At 60.2% G+C, this 14,216-nt stretch carries 15 protein-coding genes; 8 read left to right on the forward strand and 7 right to left on the reverse strand.

The window, feature by feature from the left end; translation table 11 throughout:
• Window positions 1–7 precede the first annotated feature (7 nt).
• A complete protein-coding gene (locus tag NW870_RS00900; protein WP_414373378.1) occupies window positions 8–580 on the reverse strand; it encodes a phycobiliprotein lyase in 573 nt (190 codons plus the stop codon).
• A gap of 61 nt (window positions 581–641) precedes the next feature.
• Window positions 642–1,169 carry an HNH endonuclease gene (locus NW870_RS00905; RefSeq protein ID WP_414373381.1) on the reverse strand — a complete coding sequence of 176 codons (528 nt, stop codon included), beginning with the start codon at window positions 1,167–1,169 and terminating at the stop codon, window positions 642–644.
• A 167-nt stretch (window positions 1,170–1,336) separates the two neighbouring features.
• On the opposite strand from NW870_RS00905, the gene NW870_RS00910 reads away from it, so the two are divergent.
• The 5 genes from NW870_RS00910 (at window position 1,337) to NW870_RS00930 (ending at window position 7,251) form a co-directional block, all read left to right on the forward strand.
• Entirely contained in the window at window positions 1,337–3,544 is a 2,208-nt protein-coding gene (locus tag NW870_RS00910) for a glycoside hydrolase (RefSeq protein WP_414373383.1), read from the forward strand.
• Between the two features lie 27 nt (window positions 3,545–3,571).
• Window positions 3,572–4,522: a prolyl aminopeptidase gene (gene pip / locus NW870_RS00915; protein ID WP_414373385.1), complete on the forward strand. Its 951-nt coding sequence runs from the start codon at window positions 3,572–3,574 to the stop codon at window positions 4,520–4,522.
• Between the two features lie 242 nt (window positions 4,523–4,764).
• Window positions 4,765–5,304, forward strand: a complete 540-nt coding sequence (locus NW870_RS00920; protein WP_414373387.1) for a PDZ domain-containing protein — start codon at window positions 4,765–4,767, stop codon at window positions 5,302–5,304.
• A 35-nt stretch (window positions 5,305–5,339) separates the two neighbouring features.
• On the forward strand, window positions 5,340–5,645 hold the full coding sequence (locus NW870_RS00925) for a hypothetical protein (RefSeq protein ID WP_414373389.1): 306 nt from the start codon (window positions 5,340–5,342) through the stop codon (window positions 5,643–5,645).
• 10 nt (window positions 5,646–5,655) lie between these two features.
• Window positions 5,656–7,251 carry a hydantoinase B/oxoprolinase family protein gene (locus tag NW870_RS00930; protein ID WP_414373390.1) on the forward strand — a complete coding sequence of 532 codons (1,596 nt, stop codon included), beginning with the start codon at window positions 5,656–5,658 and terminating at the stop codon, window positions 7,249–7,251.
• Here the strand turns inward: NW870_RS00930 and NW870_RS00935 are convergent.
• Together NW870_RS00935 and NW870_RS00940 are read right to left on the reverse strand one after the other, a co-directional pair.
• Complete coding sequence (locus NW870_RS00935; RefSeq protein ID WP_414350227.1) at window positions 7,188–7,580, reverse strand: thioredoxin family protein; 393 nt, start codon at window positions 7,578–7,580, stop codon at window positions 7,188–7,190. The two genes, NW870_RS00930 and NW870_RS00935, sit on opposite strands and share 64 nt — an antisense overlap.
• A gap of 34 nt (window positions 7,581–7,614) precedes the next feature.
• Window positions 7,615–8,355, reverse strand: a complete 741-nt coding sequence (locus tag NW870_RS00940; RefSeq protein WP_414373392.1) for an NnrU family protein — start codon at window positions 8,353–8,355, stop codon at window positions 7,615–7,617.
• A 68-nt stretch (window positions 8,356–8,423) separates the two neighbouring features.
• Here NW870_RS00940 and psb27 point away from each other — a divergent pair, with 68 nt between their 5' ends.
• Both psb27 and NW870_RS00950 read left to right on the forward strand, forming a co-directional pair.
• Complete coding sequence (gene psb27 / locus NW870_RS00945; protein ID WP_414329352.1) at window positions 8,424–8,825, forward strand: photosystem II protein Psb27; 402 nt, start codon at window positions 8,424–8,426, stop codon at window positions 8,823–8,825.
• Window positions 8,826–9,043: 218 nt separating this feature from the next.
• Window positions 9,044–9,508 carry a YHS domain-containing (seleno)protein gene (locus NW870_RS00950; RefSeq protein WP_414373491.1) on the forward strand — a complete coding sequence of 155 codons (465 nt, stop codon included), beginning with the start codon at window positions 9,044–9,046 and terminating at the stop codon, window positions 9,506–9,508.
• A 24-nt stretch (window positions 9,509–9,532) separates the two neighbouring features.
• On the opposite strand, the gene NW870_RS00955 is transcribed toward NW870_RS00950, so the two are convergent.
• The 3 genes from NW870_RS00955 to NW870_RS00965 form a co-directional block, all read right to left on the reverse strand.
• Window positions 9,533–10,348: a sensor histidine kinase gene (locus NW870_RS00955; protein WP_414373394.1), complete on the reverse strand. Its 816-nt coding sequence runs from the start codon at window positions 10,346–10,348 to the stop codon at window positions 9,533–9,535.
• Between the two features lie 87 nt (window positions 10,349–10,435).
• Window positions 10,436–11,323 (reverse strand): peptide chain release factor N(5)-glutamine methyltransferase, encoded by an 888-nt coding sequence (prmC, locus tag NW870_RS00960; RefSeq protein ID WP_414373396.1) that lies wholly within the window; start codon window positions 11,321–11,323, stop codon window positions 10,436–10,438.
• Window positions 11,324–11,335: 12 nt separating this feature from the next.
• Entirely contained in the window at window positions 11,336–12,127 is a 792-nt protein-coding gene (locus NW870_RS00965) for a Tic22 family protein (protein ID WP_414373397.1), read from the reverse strand.
• Window positions 12,128–13,073: 946 nt separating this feature from the next.
• On the opposite strand from NW870_RS00965, the gene NW870_RS00970 reads away from it, so the two are divergent.
• Window positions 13,074–14,174, forward strand: a complete 1,101-nt coding sequence (locus tag NW870_RS00970) for a serine hydrolase (RefSeq protein ID WP_414373399.1) — start codon at window positions 13,074–13,076, stop codon at window positions 14,172–14,174.
• Window positions 14,175–14,216: the final 42 nt, after the last annotated feature.

The raw sequence follows: 14,216 nt of genomic DNA on the forward strand, positions 1-14,216 counted from the left end.
AACAGCTCTAGCTGCGGAAAGGGCTGGATTCGGCCACCGTAGGGGTGGGAGAAGGGCCGACGGAGAGTTTACGCACCTCGGAGCAGAAAGAAGCCATGCTGAAGCCACCGAACCGCTTGACAGTGCTGGCCCGCAGGCGCAAGTTGGGGCTGGCAAACCAAATGCGCTCTTCCGACTCAGTCATCTCATACTGGGTGTAAAGGGTAAGGGCGCCATCGGATCCCATGACATAGGTACCGGCCACCGGCACTTTCTCGGCGTAGCCCTGATCCCGCAGCAACTGCCCGCGCATGGGATCGGTCTCATCGGGGATAGGTACCAGCACCACATCTCCCTTGTACTCTTCGTTATCCCACTCCTGCTCGCCATCCCACTGCACCCGCGCTGCTCCCACAGCTCGTCGGGGATCCACCTTGAACAACTCGCAAACCCGTATGACTGCCGGATCGGTTGCCGAAAGCGTTGCAATTTGGACTCTCGACCTCCCCCCCTCAGAGCGGCGAAAAGCCAAATGATGGCTGGTGCGCTGGCACATCCACTCCCCGGCACTGAGGGCAAAAAACTCCATTACGGTCATCATGGCCGACGCGGATCCTCATCGATGGAACAGGGTTCGCCGATCTTAGCTTGCACGGCAACCCTCAATCTTGCCGATCTTGCCGACTTTGGTGCTCGCGCCAAAACTGTTCTGCAAAAGCCACCGTTGGGTGGAGAGGGGCACGGGGTTTGCTGCGCAGGGGCATGTTGGCTTCTTCAGGGGTGCGGTTGCCCTTGCGTTGATTGCAGCGTTCGCAAGCCGTCACCACATTGTCCCAACTGTGGGATCCCCCTTTGGAGAGGGGCACGACATGATCCAAGGTCAAATTGTGGGTGGTGCCACAATACTGGCAGGTGTGGTGATCCCGCCGCAAAACCTCCCGCCGATTCACAGGGGGCACGCGCCAAGCGCGCTCTTTGCCCTTGATGGTCAGGCGAATATGTTCGGGCACTTCAATGACCTGGCTGGGGGAGCGCACCTTCCACACCGGCACATTCATCATCGAGAGCGGTTCGGCTTTGCCTGTTAGCAGCAGCACGATTGCCCGCTTGATATTGACCCGGCTGATGGGCAAATAGTTTTGGGAAAAGACAACGATCGACTGTTCCAGAAGGTGGGTAGCGGCAGTCATGGCTCAGCTCTTCCTTTTGCCGCCATTCTCCTGAGGAATCTTGCGAATGGCAAGCTTTTCCCCACCGCCATCGACACCGGCAGAGCTCGGACATTCAAGAGTTTCTTACGATCGCCAGCCAGACAGATGGGCTAGTATCCGGGTGATGGTTGGATCCGGTACCGCCCATGACCTACCCGCTGCACGTCGCCCTGGTTTGGCACCAACACCAACCCCTCTACAAAAGTCCGGTGGCGGGTAAATATCGCATGCCTTGGGTGCGCCTACACGGGATCAAAGATTACCTGGACTTGGTCTTGCTGCTGGAGCGCTATCCCCGCTTGCACCAAACGATTAACCTGGTGCCCTCCCTGATTCTACAAATCGAAGAGTATGTGGCCGGCTCGGCTTTTGATCCTTACCTGGAACTGACCCTATCCCCTGTCGAAAAGCTCGGCCCCGATCAACTGCGCTTTGTGGTCGAGCGTTTTTTCGACAGCCACTACCCCACCATGATCGAGCCCTACCCCCGTTACCGGCAGCTCTACAACCAACGGGAATCTCAGGGGGTGAACTGGTGTCTGCAGTACTGGACTCCGCAGGACTTCAGCGATCTGCTGGCCTGGCACAACCTGTCTTGGTTTGATCCCCTCTTTCAGGAGGATCCTGAGATTGAGGGCTGGATTAAGATGGGATCCGGTTTTACCCTGGCGGATCGGCAGCGGATCTACGCCAAGCAACAACAGATCCTCGGCGCTATCCTGCCCCAACACGCCAAACTGCAGAGCAACGGCCAACTGGAGCTGACCACCAGCCCCTATACCCACCCCATCTTGCCCCTGTTGGTGAGCGAGCGCTCGGCGCGGGTGGCTCGGCCAGGGTTGCCTTTGCCTCGCTACCCCTTTCACTGGGAGCAGGATGTCCACAGCCAACTGGAGCGGGCTAAGCAGATCTATCGGGAGCGCTTTGGCCGCGAGCCGCGGGGCCTGTGGCCTTCGGAGCAATCGGTGAGCCCTGCCATTGTGCCGATTGTGCAAAAACAGGGCTTTGAGTGGATCATCTCCGACGAAGGGGTTTTGGGGTGGAGCCTGGGTCAACCGTTTCACCGCGATGGGCAGGGCCACATTCTGGAGCCGGAGAAGCTCTACCGCCCCTACCGCCTGGAAACCGAGCGGGGGGATCTGGCCATCGTCTTTCGGGATCACCGCCTTTCGGATTTGATTGGCTTCAGCTACAGCGCCATGCCCGCCGATGCTGCCGCCAAAGATCTCATCGGCCATCTGGAGAGCATCCGCAACCGCCTGCCCCAGGAGCAGCCCTGGCTGGTGACCATCGCTCTGGATGGGGAAAACTGCTGGGAGTACTACCCCCAAGATGGCCGGCCCTTCTTGGAAAACCTCTATACCCGCCTCAGCCAGCACCCGGCGCTGCGCTTGGTGACGGTCTCCGAGTTTCTGGATCAGTTTCCTCCCACTGAGTTTTTGCCGGCAGAGCAGCTGCACAGTGGCTCCTGGATCGAGGCGGACTTCACCACCTGGATTGGGGATCCCGTCAAAAACCGCGCTTGGGAGCTCTTGGCTCAGGCCCGCCAGGTGATTCAGGATCATCCCCGCGCCAATCCCCAAGCCTGGGAAGCCCTCTGGGCCGCCGAGGGATCCGATTGGTTCTGGTGGTTTGGGGCAGGCCACTCCTCCGCCCATGATGCCGTTTTCGACCAGTTGTTTCGGGAGCACCTGCAGGCGCTCTACACTGCTTTGGGAGAGGCGGTGCCGACCGTGCTGCAATTTCCCCTGGAGGATCATGACGGCCTAGGGGATCGCCTGCCGCAGGGGTTTATCCACCCGGCCATCAACGGTCGTCCGGCAGAACGGGAGTGGAGCCAAGCCGGGCGGGTGGAGATTGGAGCGGCCCGAGGCACCATGCACCGCAACAGCATTGTTCGTCGCCTCTGGTACGGGTTCGATCACTTCAACCTCTATCTGCGGCTGGATTTTAACTCGGTGGTGCAGCGGCCCAGGCAATTGCTGGTGCTGTGGTTCTATCCCAACCGCGTCACCGTCAACAGCCCCATTCCCCTGCAGGGATTGCCGGCAGAAGCCCCTCTCAACTACCACTACCGCCACCTGTTGCGGTTGTCACTGCCGCCTCCCGGCACCGGCCAGCATCCGGCAGAGGTGCAAGCCCAGCTCTTGCAGGCAGGGGAGTACCACACCTGGCACGCCATCGGCCATCAAGTGAAGGCGGTGGTGGATGCCTGTTTGGAGGTGGCCATCCCCTGGAGCAATTTGGGCGCCCAGCCGGGTCAGGAGCTGCAATTTGTCATCCTGGCCGCGGATGGCGAGACCTTTCAGGAAGGGATCCCGCCCAAGGCCACCATTGCCCTGCGCAGACCCTGAGAGTGATGACCAGCAGAGCTTCAAGTTATGTCGCGCGATCTCTATCCCCCCATCGAGCCCTACGATCAAGGCTTTCTGGCGGTTTCCTCCCTCCACACCCTGTACTACGAGCAGTGCGGCAACCCGGCAGGCAAGCCGGTGGTGTTTTTGCACGGGGGGCCTGGAGGCGGGATCGATCCCATCTACCGGCAGTATTTCGATCCCAGCCGCTGGCGGGTGGTGCTGTTCGATCAGCGGGGCTGCGGGAAAAGTCGCCCCTATGCCGAGCTGCGGGAGAACACCACCTGGGATCTGGTGGCGGATATCGAGAAGTTGCGCCAGCATCTGGGCATTGATCGCTGGTTTGTGTTCGGGGGCAGCTGGGGCAGTGCCCTTGCCCTGGCCTATGGGCAAACCCACCCCCAATCCTGCCTAGGGTTTGTCTTGCGGGGCATTTTTCTCTTGCGCCCTTTTGAGCTCCGCTGGTTTTACCAGTCGGGGGCCGGCTACTTTTTCCCCGACGCTTGGGAACATTACCTGGAGCCGATCCCTCCCGAAGAGCGGGATGACCTGCTGGCAGCCTACCACCGCCGCCTAAACGACCCAGATCCCCAGGTACGGCTGAGGGCAGCTCGCGCCTGGTCCGTCTGGGAGGCCAGCACCAGCAAGTTGATCCCCAGCCCAGAGCTCATCGAGCGCTTTGGTCGAGGAGAGTTTGCCGAGGCCTTTGCCCGCATTGAGTGCCATTACTTTGTCCACGGCGGTTTTTTGGATCCCGAGGATCAGCTCCTCAGGGGGGTGGGACGGCTGCGGCATCTGCCGGCGGTGATCGTCCAGGGACGTTACGACGTGGTGTGCCCTCCCATTTCTGCCTGGGAACTGCATCAGGCTTGGCCGGAAGCGGAGTTTCGGATGATCCCCGATGCCGGACATTCCATCACCGAACCCGGAATCCGCGCTGCCCTGCTGGAGGCCACCGATCGCTTTGCCAGCCTGTGAGCCCTGTAGCCGGGTGAGCTGAGGGCTGCAAGGGATCCCAAGACTTGAAGAATTGCTACAGGAAGGCCGGCAAAACCTCGGGAGCCAGCCCAGAAGCACGGCCAAGCCTATCGACAGTTGGCGATTTTGGGTTTATCACTGAGGGAGGGGCGGTGCAAGCTGCCCACACCTGGCTGGTGCATCCACCCAAGTGCTTCGCGGATTCAAGCTCATTTCTACTTCACCGTTTCCAGGGTCGAACCATGCAGAAACCAACCCATCTGTTCAAGCTTGCCCTAGCCCTGCCCGCCTCTTTTTTGCTGGCAGATGCAGTTGTGGCCTACCCCTGCGGCTCGGTTGGGGGTGAAGCTTACAATCCCTACAGCTCCACGGTTCAGGTCAGCAGCGACGCCAACAGCTTCGGGGTCCAGTGGTCGCCTGCCTCCTCTGCTGTAGGCAACGGCTTCATTGGAGTTGCCATTGAAACGGTGAACGGCGAGCAGGCTCAGAGCGCCATCAGCCGTCGTCTGTTCGGCCCCGCACCGCAAGTTCAAGGGGTGCAGGTGGTCGGCCTGCTCCAAGACGGCCCTGCTCAACGAGCTGGTTTGGCCCAAGGCGATATCCTGATTGGCGTGGATGGGCAGCGGGTCACCTCCGTGCAGCATGTGCAACAAATCATTCAAAACACCCCGGTGGGCCAATCGGTGCCGATTACCTTCCGTCGCGGCGGGCAGGTGCTGTCAACGGTGGTTGTGGTGGGGGATGGCCGTGTGTTGCGCCCCTTGATGCTGCAGCAGCAGTGAGGCTTGTCGGGATCCCTACCCGGAGACCTCCGTAAATGCCGATGGGAGTTTCAGGATGGGCCGTCTGGGCAGTTTGTGCTCTTAACGGGCTGCTGTTTCTGGCTCTGATCGCCCTTATCCCCATCATTTTGAGCCTGCGCTCGGCTCTTGGGGTTACGGAGCGGGCCATGGCTGATTGGCGAGAAGCAGCTCAGCAGGCTTTGGCTCCCACCCCGGCTGAGTTGCTGCGTCTGCGAGACCGTCTGCGCGAGAGTCGCCGTACCCTTGACCGCTGGCAGCGTCGTTTGCAGTTCTGGCAAGGGATCCGCAGGGTGGCCGTTTGGCTGCGGCGCAGGCTTTGATTGGAGAGGTATGGATAGCAACCGTCCTGTCTCCAACCCCATCCGGTTGCAGGTCATGGCCAACGCTCTGGCGGGGATTGCCGAAGAGATGGGGGCGCGCCTCATCCGCGGTTCATACTCGGCCAACATCAAGGAACGGCGGGATTGCTCCACAGCTCTGTTTGACGCGCAAGGGGCCTGTATTGCCCAGGCGGCCCACATCCCGGTACATCTGGGAGCCCTCTCGGAGGCGGTGCGGGCGGTGGTGGCAGCCGACCCCTGCCCCGGAGATGTGTTTGTCCTTAACGATCCCTACCAGGGGGGATCCCATCTGCCGGACGTCACGGTGGTCGCAGCCATTCCCGGCTGGCGGGATCCCGACCGGATTTGCGCCTATGCTGTGAACCGTGCTCATCACGCTGATATTGGAGGGATGCGCCCTGGCTCCATGCCCGCCGACTCCACAGAACTTTGGCAAGAGGGGCTGGTGATCCCGCCGGTACGGCTGGCTGGGCTCTCTCTAGAAGGAGAGTTGTACTGGCAGGAGGATCTGCTGCGCCTAATCCTGGCCAATGTGCGCAATGCCGAGCAGCGGCGGGGGGATCTGCAGGCCCAGGTGGGGGCCAGCGCAGTGGGGATGAGCCGGTTTCGGGAGTTGCTGGCCCGCTTTGGAGAAGAGGAAGCTTGGCAGTTGATCGCGGGGGTGATCGAATACAGCCGCCGGCGGATGCGGGCGCAAATTCAGGCTCTGCCCGATGGGATCTACACGGCTGAGGATTGGTTGGAGGGCTACGGGGATCCGCCCGCGCCCCTTGAGATTCGGGTGCAGGTGGAGGTCAGGGGCGAGAAGCTGCGGGTGGACTTCACCGGTACCGCTCCGGCCATGGCGGGAAACCTGAATGCGCCGCTGGCCGTCACCCGCTCGGCAGTGTTGTTTGCCCTGCGTTGTCTGTTGGATCCCACGGCCCCCAGCAATGTCGGCCTGGAGGATCCCATCGAGATCGTGGCGCCGCCCGGCTGCTTGGTGAATGCCCAGTTTCCGGCAGCAGTGGTGGCGGGCAATGTGGAAACCTCGCAGCGAATTGCCGATGTGGTGTTCAAAGCTCTGGCTCCCGTGGCCGGATTGCGGAGCATCGCTCAGGGGCAGGGCACCATGAACAACTGTGTGCTGGGCAACCGCCACTTCACCTACTACGAAACCCTGGGAGGTGGTCAGGGGGCCAGCCGGCAACGACCGGGTTTGGACGGAGTGCATGTGGGCATGAGCAATACCCTCAACACCCCCATCGAGGCTCTGGAGCTGGAGTATCCCCTGCGGGTACTGCGCTACGAGCTACGCCAGGATTCCGGCGGCCATGGCCAACAGCGGGGCGGCTGGGGGCTAATCCGCTCCATCCAGACTTTGCAGGATTGCACCCTCTCCCTGCTCACCGAGCGGCGCCACTATGCCCCCCAAGGAGAACAGGGAGGCGGGCCAGGCCAAGTGGGGATCAACCTCCTCAACGGGGATCCCTTGCCTGGCAAAATCAGCCGCTCCCTAAAAGCCGGCGACGTGATCACCCTCTACACGCCGGGCGGCGGGGCTTGGGGCTCAAACAAGGATGAGCAGGCTCCCGAACCCAGGTAGCGCAGGTGGTCAAGAAACAACTGCTCGCAGCGGCGAAGCACCTCATCGCGGCTGGCGAAGTGCTCCAGCCTTTGCACTTCTTGACCTTTCTCAAACAAAATTAGGGTTGGCAAAGAGCGCACCCGATAGCGGCGCGGCAGCCAAAAATTGTCGTCTACATTCACCCGCAGTACTTTGACCGCCCCTCCCCACTCGGCTACGAGACGGTCGGTAATCGGCTGAATGAAGCGACACAGGCCACACCAAGGGGCGCCGAAATCCACCAAAACCAACCCATCACTTGTCAAAAGTTCTTGATTAAAAGCATCTAAAGCAACTTGCAAGGCCATCACTCCCAAACTAAAGAAGTTCTTTGGGATCATGCTACCAGGCAACTTGGCTGGCTGCAGAAACCATTTGGGGATGGAAAGCATAAAGAATCAATACAAAGCTGAATACCCCCAGATAGGCCCAGCGAAAAAACTCTTGGGGGCGCAGTTGCTGTCGCTTCTGCAGAATGGCCAAGCCGGGGATCACGGAGGTGCGCGCCTTGAGATCGCGGAAGGCCTGCCCGTATTTCCGCTCCAGGCGGTGATCCCCGTGCCAAACCGCAAACAGGTGGTAGGCAATGAGCCCAAGCGAGGTCACCGCCATAAAGCTGGAGCCAATCCACAGGGAATGGGCCACACACCAGATCACCTGGCCCACCATTTGGGGATGACGGGTGATACGGATGATCCCGGTTTCAAACAGGTGGATCTCCGGCTTGCGAATGGCGGCGATCTCCAGCAAGTTGAAGGTGGCCGGATACAAAAAGAAAAAAGAGAGGGCAGACAAAAGAGCAACGGTGGTGCGAATGCCTGGGACGGCTTGGAGATCCCAGAGAATCACCCCGTCGTAGCGGTGGTTGAAAAAATAGATGAGCAACAGCGGTGCCAAACTGAGGCTCACCAGAGCAAAGAAGATGCGGTACAGACGGGATCCCAGCCGGCTTTCCCCCCAGGGTCGCAAGTAGGCCAGTCCGCTGTGAGCACAGGCGAATCCCAAGATTAGGGCCAGCATTGTCCAATGGGATCCGTACTGGCCTAGCCTCTGCAGAAAGTCGCTGAAGGGCGTGAACAGCATCTTTTGGATGACTCCTCTTCCGGTGTTGCTGTGGCTTATGCTTAAAAATAAGTTACATTAGGTTCCCCATGCTCAAAACTTTTTTTCGGCGTCTTGTCAGCCTGCTCCTGTCTGTAGCCCTTTTGCTGGGATCAGGGAGTTCAGTTGCTCAGGCTGCCCGTCTCACCGGCAAGTATTACGAAGACAGCATGACCTTGATCCAAACCCTGCGCACCGTCCTTTCCGAAGGGGATCCCCTGATGAACCCGGAAGAGGCGCGAGCGGAAGCCATGCAAGCCATCCAGGAGTTTTCTGGGCGCTACCACGGCCATCGCTACGACAAGCTGCAGTCTTTTACCACTTTGCGCACGGTGTTTAATACGCTGGCCTCCCAGTACCGCACTTCCAACCGGCCTCTCAACCCCGAAAAGGTGGAGCGGGTGCTGATGCAACTGGATCGGGCGGAATTGGCCTTGCGCCGAGAAGGTTGAGCTTTTTTAGATCTCCGAGATCCAAATCACAGGCAAATTTCCCCGCTGCGGCCAGACTGTTCCCAGTCCGCAGAAGCCAGGGTCTTCTCAGGTCTCTTTTTGAATCTGAGAGGAAGGGCGCAGTGCTTTTCTGGAAGTGGAGGAGATTTTTATCTCGATTGAGGATTGGGGAGGTCGTGATGGTCAAAAATCGTTGGGTTTTGCTCTCGCTGCTGCTGATGGTTGGAGCTGTTGCTTCTCATCCCGCTTGGCTCCTGTCTCGCCCAGCCCAAGGACAGGTTGTTGGGGCTGCCGAGGAGGGATCCCCGGGCCCCTTTTTTGCAACGGATGGCCTGGCCCTGCGGGGCTATGACCCGGTGGCCTATTTCATCGACGGCAAGCCCGTCAAGGGATCCCCAGAGTATGAATGGGAGTGGGGAGGGGTAACCTGGAGGTTTGCCAGCGCCGAGAATCGAGAGCGGTTTCGCAACAACCCAGAGCGCTTTGCCCCCCAGTACGGCGGGTTTTGTGCCTGGGCCGTGGCCCACAACTACCTTTACCCGGTGGATCCCTTTGCCTGGAAAATCGTCGATGACAAGCTGTACCTGAACGCCAACCAGCGGGTACAGCGTAACTGGGAGCGCGACATCCCCGGCTTGATCAAGAGGGCAGATGCCAACTGGCCAGCTTTGAGAAGCCGATAGGCCCAAGTCCCTCTGGCCTGGGGTTCAATGGGCGAGGCGCAGGGTTACCTTGATGCCAACCCGGTAGAGTCCACTTTCACAGAGTTCCAGCTCGCCTCCCATTTCTCTCAGGAGCCGCTCGCTTACCCGCCAGGCGGCACAGCCCTCTGTCTGAATGGGCACATGGCATCGCCCCTCAAGGTTCCACTCTAGGCACAAACGTCCCTCTCCTTCTGGGGCGGGATAGAGGTGCAGAGCCATCGAACCATAGCGTAGGGTGCGGATGCCCCAGCGACACACTCCCAGAAGCGCCTGTACCAAGCCGTGGGGATCCGCCCAAACGGTGAGGCTGTCGGGGAGAAGGGGCACCTCAAAGGCCGAGGTGGGTTGTAGGGCCGGCCATTCGTAGCGAATGCCCTGATCCTGGGCCTGTAGGCGAGTTAGGCTGTACACATTCTGCAGGAGGGGGCGTAGTCGGGTCGGTTCCGGTCGCAGAGGTTGGATGGGCAGGTCATGGCGAGCCAGGCGGGTGTATTCCTCAAGCAGCTTGATCAGGCGCTCTACCGCCTCTTTGGCACTTTGCAGGTATTCCCGCTCCTCTTCGGGAGAGTCACATAGATCCGACAACACCAACTGCAGGGATCCCATCTGGCTGCTGAGGGGATTGCGCAGCTCATGGCCGATGCTGACGAGCAACTCTTGTTGAAAGGCTCGCATCACCTCAGAGCGTTCAAAAGCAAACTGCCAATCCACGGCCCCTTGCCCGTCGGCAGGGGCGGCCTGCTGTAAGGGTGGGTCGGGTTTGGCTGTAGGCGAAGGCTCCCTCAAGAAGTGCTCCTGGCGAAGGACAGGGGATCCCATCCGTGCTCAGATCTCTGGGCTCGGAGCTTTAAGTTTTGGACAGTTCCGGCTCCGGCGATACCCCATCTTATGGGATCCTACCCTTTTCTATCCGACGAAGTGGGCGCTGACCACCCGTTCAACCCCGGCCAGATCTCGGTGAACTTGGATCTGCCGATAACAGCCCCTATCTCGCAACTGCTCCGCCACCCAAGGGGCTTGGCCTCGCATCACTTCCACCGCCCAAAAGGAGTTCGGGGCCAGGTAATCCGGTGCTGCTTGAATCAACAGTCGCAAGTGGGCTAGGCCGTCTTCTCCCCCATCCAGAGCTTGTCGCGGCTCGTGCAGTCGCACCTCTGGCATGAGCGAGGCCAGCTCAGCAGAGGGAATGTAGGGAGGGTTGGAAACCAGGCCGCGCAGCTGCCCCCGCCAGGGATCCAAGGGCACAAACCAGGATCCCAGCAGCAACTTCACCCGCTCCTGCAGATGGTGGGCTGCCACATTGTCTGCTGCAATAGCCAAGGCCTCTGGGCTAGAATCCACGGCCAGAAGCCGCAACTGGGGGTGCTGATGGGCCAACGCAATGGCAATCGCCCCGCTGCCTGTACCCAGGTCGGCAAAACAGGATCCCGGCGGCAGAGGATTGGCCTGTAGCCAAAGGGAAGCCTGCTCCACCAGCAGCTCGGTCTCCGGGCGCGGGATCAGCACCGCCGGCGTCACCCGTAAGCTCAAGCCCGCCCACTCAACTTTGCCCAACAGATACTGTAGGGGGATGCGCTCTTCCACCCTTTGCCGCCAAAGGGTCTGCACCTCCTCCAGGGGATCCCCCTCCCCAGCCGGAGCGCGACCCATCAACCGCTCCAATGGCCCCCACCCCAGCCGTTCCCTGAGCAAAATCTCCACTTCCTCAGCAGGGATCCCAGCCGCTTTTGCCGCCCTCAGGGCTTGGGCACGCCACTCTGTTAACCGCTTCACCAGAGCAGACGGGGATCCCATCAGGGGCTTAGGTTAACGCTGAGGCTGGGGACTTGCAGAAGGATTGGCAGGCCGGGCCAGGGATTGGATATACTCCAGCGCCGAGCGAGAGGGGATAAAGGCAATTTTCTGCACATCGGCCTGCGCGTCGGGGGCCAGCATACGCTCTACCACAATGGCCAGCGAGGTCACTTCAATCTGGGTCTTTCCAACTACATCCGGGTTCTGCGCCGCCGCCCGATCCAAAGCCCTCCGCAAATCGTTGCGGTCGAAGAAGAAGGGCACCACCTCATGGCCATCCTGCTCGATGGTCAGCAGCCCCTCTCCGGAGCGGCCATAGAACAGAGGCACACCAATCGCTTCTGCAGGCACATCTTGACCGGTTTCCTTCAGCACCTGCTTGGCTGCTTCCACATCAGAAGCCCGAGGCACCACCTCAAAATACAGGTCACTATTCTTGGCGCGCTCCTCTTCCGATTTTTCGTAGGCATACCCCAGCGAGAGAGGCACCACCCGGGCTTGACTGGCTATCTCGGGGTTGCTGGCTTTCACCTGCTCCAACACTTGCTGGGCTTGGGCTTGATCCAGCCAGAAGGAAACCACTTGGATGGTGCGGCCATCCCGCTCCACATTGGCGACAACGGGGGTGCCGTTCTGAGACACAATGGCAAAAACAGGCACCAGATTTAGCCGTTCCGCCACCTCTTGCCGGCTCATGGGGCCTGCCGCAGCCTGAGCCAGTAGGGCACTCTCCTGAGCCCAAACGGGAGTTACAGCCAAACCCCCCCAAGCTGTTCCGATCAGGATCCCGGCTATGCTGCTCACCTGAGCTGCACGGCGGCAGAGGAATCGCGCAGACGATACTACATTACAGCGCATCATTCTCATCTCAACTCCCGGCATCGCGCCTCGTTCTGGTTGCTATGGGGTCAGATCCCTTAAGTACTAACCAACAGCCTGGGGCAGAGCAGAAGCTGCCCAGATTAAACCTGCTCGACAGGGCCTAGGCTAGCGATGCGGCACACTCTCAGCCTTAGGATCCCGGTTGGCCATCGCTGACAACACCCCGGCACACCTATCTTGAAGAGCGCTCTTGGGCCACCCTAGAAGCCAAGGTTAGAACATCTGCTCGACCTCTGTCGAGGGGCAAAGCCCCTATTTTGGGTGGGGATCCCGCATCACCCAATACTATATACGGAGTCGCATACAACTGATCCACGCTAGATGCAGATCCGCTTGAATCATTGCATACCTGGCTCTTCCTCCAGCACGCTGCTTGTTCTGGCCTTGTTCAGTTCACCGTGCGGAGCTGCCACCGATCCCTGTGGTCAAGGATGGGGTTCTGAGCCGCCGGGCCGGGGGATGGTACATCTCGTCACTGCCCCACACTGCTAACGCGGACGTGGAGGCATAGTGTAGTGATGACAGTTTGATGGGCGTTTTGCAATCGTAGGTCAGGTTGGTCAATTTGTGGGTTTAATTAAGCCAAGCTCACCGAAGTTGAGTCGGTGAAACGGTCAGCATTGTCTGTTAGGAGCATGGCGTTAGTACTCCGCACCGCTGTCGGGAAAAGGCAACCGTTCTCATGACCAAAGCAAGGGAGAGGAAAGGCACCGATCCATCCGCGCTAGCGGGCCGTAGGCCTTTGCCAGAGAAGTCGCGGGATCCCCGCCGCCCTCCACAACCTGCCAAGAACGCCGTCCCGCCTCCAGAGGGGTCAAAGCCGCAAACAGGTTCTGGTCGCCTGCTTCCTGCCCCTAGGGGATCCCTATTGGTTTCCCGTCCTCAACCGCTGCGTCTTGCTCGCCAGAAAGCCATTGCTCGTCTGCGCCAACGGGCTGCCCGGCCTCGCCGCTTGAGACGTTCTCCATCTCTTGGCCAAGTATTGCTCAGGGGACTAAGCTTAAGTCTCATCCTGGGCCTGACGATGGCGGGCCTCTCGCAACTGCTGCAATCGACCACCGCTGGCCGGACAGAACAGTCCACGACGCAGCTTGGGGATCCTCCCCCGTCGGCATTCCCGAGTAACATTCTGCCGGGAGAAGCGATCCCGGCTTTGCAGGAGCGCTTGGCCGGTTTGGCCGACCAACCGGGCTTGACGGCAGGGGCTCTGTTTTGGGAGGTGGAAACTGGCGCCTTTGCTGGGGTTAGGCCGGATCAGGCTTTTCCTGCCGCCAGCGTGATCAAGATCCCCATTCTCTTGGCTTTTTTCCAGGCTGTGGAAACCGGACAGGTGCGGCTGGATGAACAGCTCACTCTGCGGGAAGATCTCAAGGGAGGGGGAGCTGGTGTGTTGCAAACCCGACCCCTCGGATCCCAGGTTTCTGCTTTGGAAGCGGCCACCCTGATGAGCACCCTCAGCGACAACTTCGCCACCAATCTGATCATCGATCGCCTGGGTGGGCAGGAGGCTCTCAACCAAAAATTTCGGCAGTGGGGGCTACAACACACGCAAATTTCATGGTGGCTACCGGATCTGGAAGGCACCAACACCAGCAGCCCGCGCGACATGGTTTGGCTGCTCAGCCAGGTGGAACAGGGGCGCATGCTCAGCCGCCGCAGCCGCGACCGTTTTCTGGACATTCTCTGGCGCACCCAACGGCCCTCCTATTTCCGGCCCAACTTGGGTCAAGAGGTGCGCATTGCCCACAAAACGGGAACCTTGAGCTCCGTGGTGGGGGATGCCGGGATCCTGGATTTACCCAACGGGCGGCGCTATGTGGCGGCGGTGTGGGTGAAGCGAGAAACCCCCAACGACCCCAGAGCTGAAGGGCTGATCGCCAGCCTGTCGCAAGCAGCCTACGAGTTCTGGTCTGCTCCTGGATCCGCCCCGCCATCCCGAACAGACACCGCCGGCAGCCCGCAACCCTGAGTCCCCCACTCCGCAAATCTTTCCATATTGCTACGCAACGCT

Source organism: Synechococcus sp. R50.1, from assembly GCF_047462115.1.
Lineage (GTDB): Bacteria > Cyanobacteriota > Cyanobacteriia > Thermostichales > Thermostichaceae > Thermostichus.